Here is a 6,186-nt window from a genome sequence, read left to right as displayed (position 1 = left end):
TCCTTATCTCCTTCATAGCAAACATTGCTCGAAAGAGGCCGGAACTAAACCGTGGTAAGACCAGATCGCCGGTACATTCCGCAGTGGTCTTTTGACACCGACCAGCACGATTGCACAGGGCACAGCACCACATACTGTCGGCTTTACGTCGGGCCCGAACGGTACGGACTTTGTACAAGAAGAATCTGGTTGGATGACCCTGATCCCGACGATCTACAACGCCGACACGCTGGGCATCCGCCCCGATCTGATCGGCTGTCCGATCAACAACTGGTCCGAGCTTTTGAACCCTGAGTTTAAGGGTAAAGCATCGATACTCGACATCTCGTCTATCGGGATCATGGACATGGCGATGGTAGTGGAATCCATGGGCGAATACACTTACCCCGACAAAGGCAACATGACGAAAGCAGAGATCGATCTGACGCTTGGCATTTTCACCGAGGCTAAGAAAAACGGCCAGTTCCGCGCGTTCTGGAAGTCCTTTGATGAAAGCGTCAACCTGATGGCGTCGGGCGAAGTTGTGATCCAGTCCATGTGGTCCCCTGCTATCACAGCCGTCAAATCGCAAGGTGTTCCATGCGTCTACCAGCCTTTGGAAGAAGGCTACCGCTCGTGGGGCGGCGGTTTGGGCATCTCTGCTGCACTGTCTGGTCTGGAGCTTGAAGCTGCCTATGAATACATCAACTGGTACCTCTCCGGCTGGGTTGGTGGCTATCTGATGCGTCAGGGCTATTACTCTGCAGTGCCCGAAACGTCGAAAGAGTTCATGTCCGCAGACGAATGGGGCTTTTGGTATGAAGGCAAAGCCGCGGCGGGCGACATCCTGTCACCAACCGGTGCGAAACTTGCAGGCGCAGGCGAAGTCCGCGATGGTGGAGCCTTCCTTGATCGTATGGGATCTGTTGTTTGCTGGAACTCTGTCATGGATGAGAACCAATACATGGTCCGCAAGTGGAACGAATTTATCGCCGCTTAAGAACGACAAACGGGTGCGCCATGCGGCGCACCCACCCCATCCAATACAAAGAATACTTATGAAAAAGCTGTTAGAAAATCGAAATGTAACCGGCTGGCTGATGGTGTCTCCCCTTGCGGCTGTACTGCTGGTTTTTCTCGTGATGCCGATTGTCCTAATCGTAATCGTCAGCTTTTGGCGTGCGACCGAATTTTCCATCATTCCGGCCTTTGAATGGGACAATTACGCGTTCCTGTTTGGGTCACCCGTCACCTACACCGTCTTTCTCAACACGTTCAAATATGCGTTCATTACATGGGCCTTTACCTTGGTAATCGGGTTCACCGTTGCCTATTATCTTGCATTCCACATTCGTAGCCTGACATGGCAAATCGCACTTTTCCTCCTGTGCACAATTCCGTTCTGGACCTCCAACATCATCCGCATGATCAGCTGGATCCCATTTCTCGGGCGCAACGGCATCGCCAATTCCACGCTGATGTCCTGGGGCGTCATAGACGAACCGGTCGAGTGGCTGCTGTTCTCAGATTTCGCCGTCATCCTCGCCTTTGTGCACCTCTACACGCTGTTCATGGTCGTCCCGATCTTCAACACGATGATGCGGATCGACAAATCCTTGATCGAGGCTGCGCGGGATGCAGGCGCAAACGGTGCGCAAATTTTGTGGAACGTCATTATCCCGTTGACCAAGCCTGGCATTATGATCGGCACCATTTTCGTGGTCACACTCGTGATGGGCGATTTCATCACAGTGCGCTTCATGTCGGGCAGCCAATCCGCGAACGTCGGTCGTTTGATCTCAAACGACATCGCCTTGCTGCAATACCCAAGCGCGTCGGCCACGGCGATTGTGTTGCTGGCAACCGTGCTGATCACCATCGGCATCCTTTTGCGCTTTGTCGACATTCGGAAGGAACTTTAATGGAACCGCGCCCAAGATCGTTCTACGTCCTCTCCGCGTTCTTCGTGCTGTTTGTGCTGTTCCTTTACGGTCCGACCCTAACGATTGGCATACTGTCGTTCCAAGGTGAGGGGGGTGGGCTGACATTCCCGATGCGCGGCGTGTCGATGTATTGGTTTTATGACCTGTTCGAACAACAGGCCGTCGGCGACATCTAGGGCAGCTTTCGTCGTTCAATCGTGTTGGGCCTGATGGTCATGGTTACAACGGTGGTCGTCTCGGTTATGGGCGGCTTAGCCTTCCGCAAGAAATTCGCAGGCTCAGGCATTCTGTTTTACCTGATAATCACGGCGCTGGTGATCCCGTCGATCCTTGTGTCCCTGGGCGTGGGCCTGCTGTTCTCGCAAAGTGGGCTCAACGTGCATTGGTCGACCTCCGGTTTTGGCGCACAACTGACATGGACGCTGCCATTCGGCCTGCTGATCATGTTTGCCGTCTTCAATCGTTTCGACAAAAGCTTCGAAGAAGCCGCCCGCGATCTGGGTGCCACACCTTGGCAGACCATCCGCTATGTCGTGTTGCCGATCATTGCACCCTCACTGATTGGCGTGGCGTTGTTCGGCTTTACGCTCAGCTATGACGAATTCGCGCGCACTTTGTTGACGGCAGGCAGCTACAATACCTTGCCTCTAGAAATTTACGGGATGACGACCAATGTTACGTCGCCTGTGCTGTATGCGCTTGGCACGCTGACGACGCTGTTCTCGCTATTGATCATCGGAGTGTTCCTCGCACTCGCACTCCTTAGCAATCGGCGCAAAGCGCGCGCAGGCAGCGACGCGGGAAAGGCCGTCTGATGATCGTCTTGATCAACCCAAACAGCACTGAGGCTATGACCCAAGCGATGGTGGAAACAGCATCGAAAGCGGGCGTCGCACTGGAAGGCTGGACATCCCTCGAAGGGCCCGCCGCAATCCAGGGATCTGAGGACGGCGCAGCCTGCATCCCACCCTTATTGGCGCTTGTTCGCAAAGCATGTGATGCAGGCGCGAAGACTATTATCATCGGCTGCTTTGACGATACGGGGCTGGTCGCAGCCCGCGAAATAGCCACCTGTCCCGTCATTGGCATCGGCCAAGCGGCCTATCACATGGCGGTTCTGGCAGGTGGACGTTTTTCAGTTGTGACTACTTTGGCCGTTTCTGTGCCTATTCTGGAAGACAACATCCACGCTTCCGGCTTCACATCAAAACTGGCTCGCGTCCGCGCCTGTGGTGTCCCGGTTTTAGATCTGGAAGCAAACCCCGCCGGAACAGCTCCTGCCGTGGTCGGGGAAATCAAACGTGCCATCGTAGAAGACAAGGTTAGTATAGTTGTTCTTGGGTGCGCTGGCATGGTCCATATTCCGGCGTATTTTGGTGAAACTGAAGCTGTAAGGCTAATTGACGGCGTCACATCTGCCGCGCAGCTCGCATTTCTTTTGGCTAAGTAAAGTTCAGAACCGAACTAAAGATTGGCATTTTAGACTATCAGTGAACGCCTGCTATGCTTCCGGAAGCCGCCATTTAAGCGGGCTGCAGCATTGGTCACAATGGGCTCTGATCAGCCGTTAGCTGCGCAGATCACCAATGGCTGGTCTAGGAATATCCGCCTTTCGCTGCGCCCCGCATGAACTCACACAACGCGGACACAGTGAGCTTTCGCTGCTTTTGCGCAATTGTCCGCTTTTAGAAGCGCCTGTTGTGAGGTGGAACATTCTCCGGAGTAACAACCTGAATATGAGATATGGTTGTATCAAGCGGAGCGGGCATGAGCTTGTGATGATGCAAGAAGGCTTGGAACACGTTTTGTAGATCAACGCGAAGATCATGGTGCAGTACAAAGCTGAGTCGTCCATCTTCGATTAACCGTCTGTTATCGTTGTCCAGATCGTGGGCCACATAAACATCAGGCAGCGACCCGTTCTGTTCGAGGGCATTCAAAATCGCCGTGTTGCCGCCGCCCATCGAATATACGGCACGTATTTGGTCCAGACCTGCGACAATATTTTGCATGATGCGCGATGTTTCATAATTCACGCCGCTGCCACCACTTGCTTCTATGATGTACAGGAATGGACACAGCCGGGTCAGGGTCGCCTTGAACGCCACTTCTCGCTCTTCCTCCCCCAAAAACCGATCATTACTTCTTGAGGTCAGAACTGTTCCCGCACTGTCGCCGACCGTTTTCGCAATCAAATAGGCCGCCGTGCGACCTGCGCTTGGATTATCAAGGCCGACATAGGCAAGGCGCTTTGTGGTGGTCAGGTCGGTGACCAACGTGACCACTGGAATGCCTGACGCGATCAATTGATCCACCGCTGCCCGTATCGTCGGTAGATCGCGCGCCTTGATGCACACGCCGTGGCTACCACGTTTGGCGATGCGCGACAAAGCTGCGGCGACATCGTCTTCGCCCATAATTTCTTGCGTTTGGAACCTTGGACGGCACACGGCACTCCCGATCCGAGGCAAAACCTGTTCCGCAGCTTGCTGGACTTCACGGCTAAAGCGCGTTGGTGCCTCGATAACAAAATCGAAAAACAGACGTCGCCCACGGGCGGTCAATTGCGCCTCTTGTCCTTCAAGTTCCAAAATAGCGGCGGCAACACGTGCCTTGGTTTGCGGGCTGACATTCGCGCGATTGTTTATCACGCGGTCAACTGTCGCAGTGCTGAGCCCCGACTGTCTGGCAACTTCTTTAATTGGAAACCGATGTGTCATTTGATGTGTTTCTGATGTTTTTTGGGAAACCAATCAAGGTTTCATTACCGCACAGTGAGGGCAACACAGGGAGACATTCAATGAGCCGCCATATCGACACTGATGCAGGATATTTTGATAGCGCAGCATGTGATCTTGACGCATTCACCGCGCTTATCGGTCAAACTACAAACCCATCAACCATTCCGAACGCAGCCGACATTCAAAAGAATATCCCAGTTTATGACATGCAAAGGTTGCGCCCATCGCTTGAGGACAAAGAGCAACGCCGGATGATTATGGCCGAATGGGCCCGTGTCCTTCAGGCGGGCGCGGGTGTTCTTGTTCTGCGCGGGGCTTACGCCGACACTGTCGTCCTGGACGAGGCCACCGCGATATACGAACAAATCATTGCCTCCGAAAAACTGGCAAGCGGCGACGGAGGTGACCATTTCGCAGCGTCAGGCTCCAACGACAGGATTTGGAATTCCTTACAGAAACTCTGCGAAGAGGCTCCGGAGGTGTTTTTGCGATACTTCGCCAACACATCCATCGCTGCAGCCTGTGAGGCATGGCTTGGTCCGAATTATCAGATGACAGCTCAGATCAATCTGGTTCATCCAGGCGGTGCGGCACAGCAAGCCCACAGAGACTATCACCTCGGCTTTCAAACCGCTGAAATTATTGCGGAATATCCCGCACATGTGCATGACCTTTCGCCTGCACTGACGCTGCAAGGTGCCGTCGCACATTGTGACATGCCGATTGAAAGCGGCCCAACAAAGCTTTTGCCATTCTCGCAACTTTACCGTGCAGGTTATGCCGCGTGGCGACAGGACGATTTTAGCGCGCTGTTTGAAGAGCGATGCATTCAATTGCCGCTGGCCAAAGGGGATGCCCTATTTTTCAACCCAGCACTCTTTCATGCGGCAGGCGCAAATACGAGCAGTAATATTCACCGCATGGCCAATTTGTTGCAAGTGTCGTCTGCGTTCGGGCGTGCCATGGAAACCGTAGACCGTGAGAAGATGTGCAAACTGCTGTATCCCCATGCGTTGGCCGCACACCATAACAGGACATTAGGCGTTTCAAACCTAAGGGCTGCAATTGCCGCATCGGCAGAAGGGTATTCATTCCCGACCAATTTGGACCGAGATCCCCCAAAAGGGGGGCTTGCACCTGAAACGCAACAAGCGCTGTTTGCGCGTGCCCTTGCTGAGGATTTTGATCTTCAGAAATTTGGAGCGATTCTGGATGAGATGCGCATCAAGCAATTGGCATAGCTTCATACGATCTACGCAAGAATGTCTCACGATTTCGCTAGGCCAGACTTGCAAAGCGGCCATTCGCTGCTCTACAGAAAGCAGTTAAAGAGGGCTCGTTGCGGCCATCGGATGCACCGCAGCATCGGCCGGCCATACGTCGATTTGCCTGAAACGAACGGCCCATTGCAGTCATTGACCGAGTATCAAGATGCTGCAGTGCAGCTTTCCCAAAACGGACTTTGACAACAGGGCGCTGCATTTGGGGAAGTCGATGGCCACTCCGCGGATGAAGCAGTCAAT

The 6,186-nt window shown here is 53.6% G+C and carries 4 protein-coding genes and 2 pseudogenes; 5 read left to right on the top strand and 1 reads right to left on the bottom strand.

Annotated elements, in window-relative coordinates; translation table 11 throughout:
* Positions 1 to 58: 58 nt before the first annotated feature.
* From QZ197_RS14065 to QZ197_RS14050, 4 genes and pseudogenes are all read left to right on the top strand, one after another.
* A pseudogene (locus QZ197_RS14065) lies at positions 59 to 979 on the top strand (extracellular solute-binding protein); the annotation flags it as partial.
* A 58-nt stretch (positions 980 to 1,037) separates the two neighbouring features.
* The gene (locus QZ197_RS14060) at positions 1,038 to 1,901 is read left to right on the top strand and encodes an ABC transporter permease (protein ID WP_296432762.1); all 864 of its coding nucleotides are present in this window, start codon (positions 1,038 to 1,040) and stop codon (positions 1,899 to 1,901) included.
* Positions 1,901 to 2,737, top strand: a pseudogene (locus QZ197_RS14055) (ABC transporter permease). The gene QZ197_RS14060 and the pseudogene QZ197_RS14055 overlap by 1 nt, the downstream one beginning before the upstream one ends.
* A complete protein-coding gene (locus tag QZ197_RS14050; protein ID WP_296432761.1) occupies positions 2,737 to 3,372 on the top strand; it encodes an aspartate/glutamate racemase family protein in 636 nt (211 codons plus the stop codon). Before QZ197_RS14055 ends, QZ197_RS14050 begins: the two are co-directional and overlap by 1 nt.
* A 235-nt stretch (positions 3,373 to 3,607) precedes the next feature.
* Here the strand turns inward: QZ197_RS14050 and QZ197_RS14045 are convergent, their stop codons facing one another.
* Entirely contained in the window at positions 3,608 to 4,642 is a 1,035-nt protein-coding gene (locus QZ197_RS14045; protein ID WP_296432760.1) for a LacI family DNA-binding transcriptional regulator, read from the bottom strand.
* A gap of 80 nt (positions 4,643 to 4,722) precedes the next feature.
* Between QZ197_RS14045 and QZ197_RS14040 the strand changes: the two genes are divergently transcribed.
* Positions 4,723 to 5,904 carry a phytanoyl-CoA dioxygenase family protein gene (locus QZ197_RS14040; RefSeq protein ID WP_296432758.1) on the top strand — a complete coding sequence of 394 codons (1,182 nt, stop codon included), beginning with the start codon at positions 4,723 to 4,725 and terminating at the stop codon, positions 5,902 to 5,904.
* Positions 5,905 to 6,186: the final 282 nt, after the last annotated feature.

Source organism: Yoonia sp. (assembly GCF_017854415.1).
Taxonomy (GTDB): domain Bacteria; phylum Pseudomonadota; class Alphaproteobacteria; order Rhodobacterales; family Rhodobacteraceae; genus Yoonia.
Note: the sequence above shows the minus strand (reverse complement) of the source record. Positions and strands in the feature narration are given on the sequence as shown.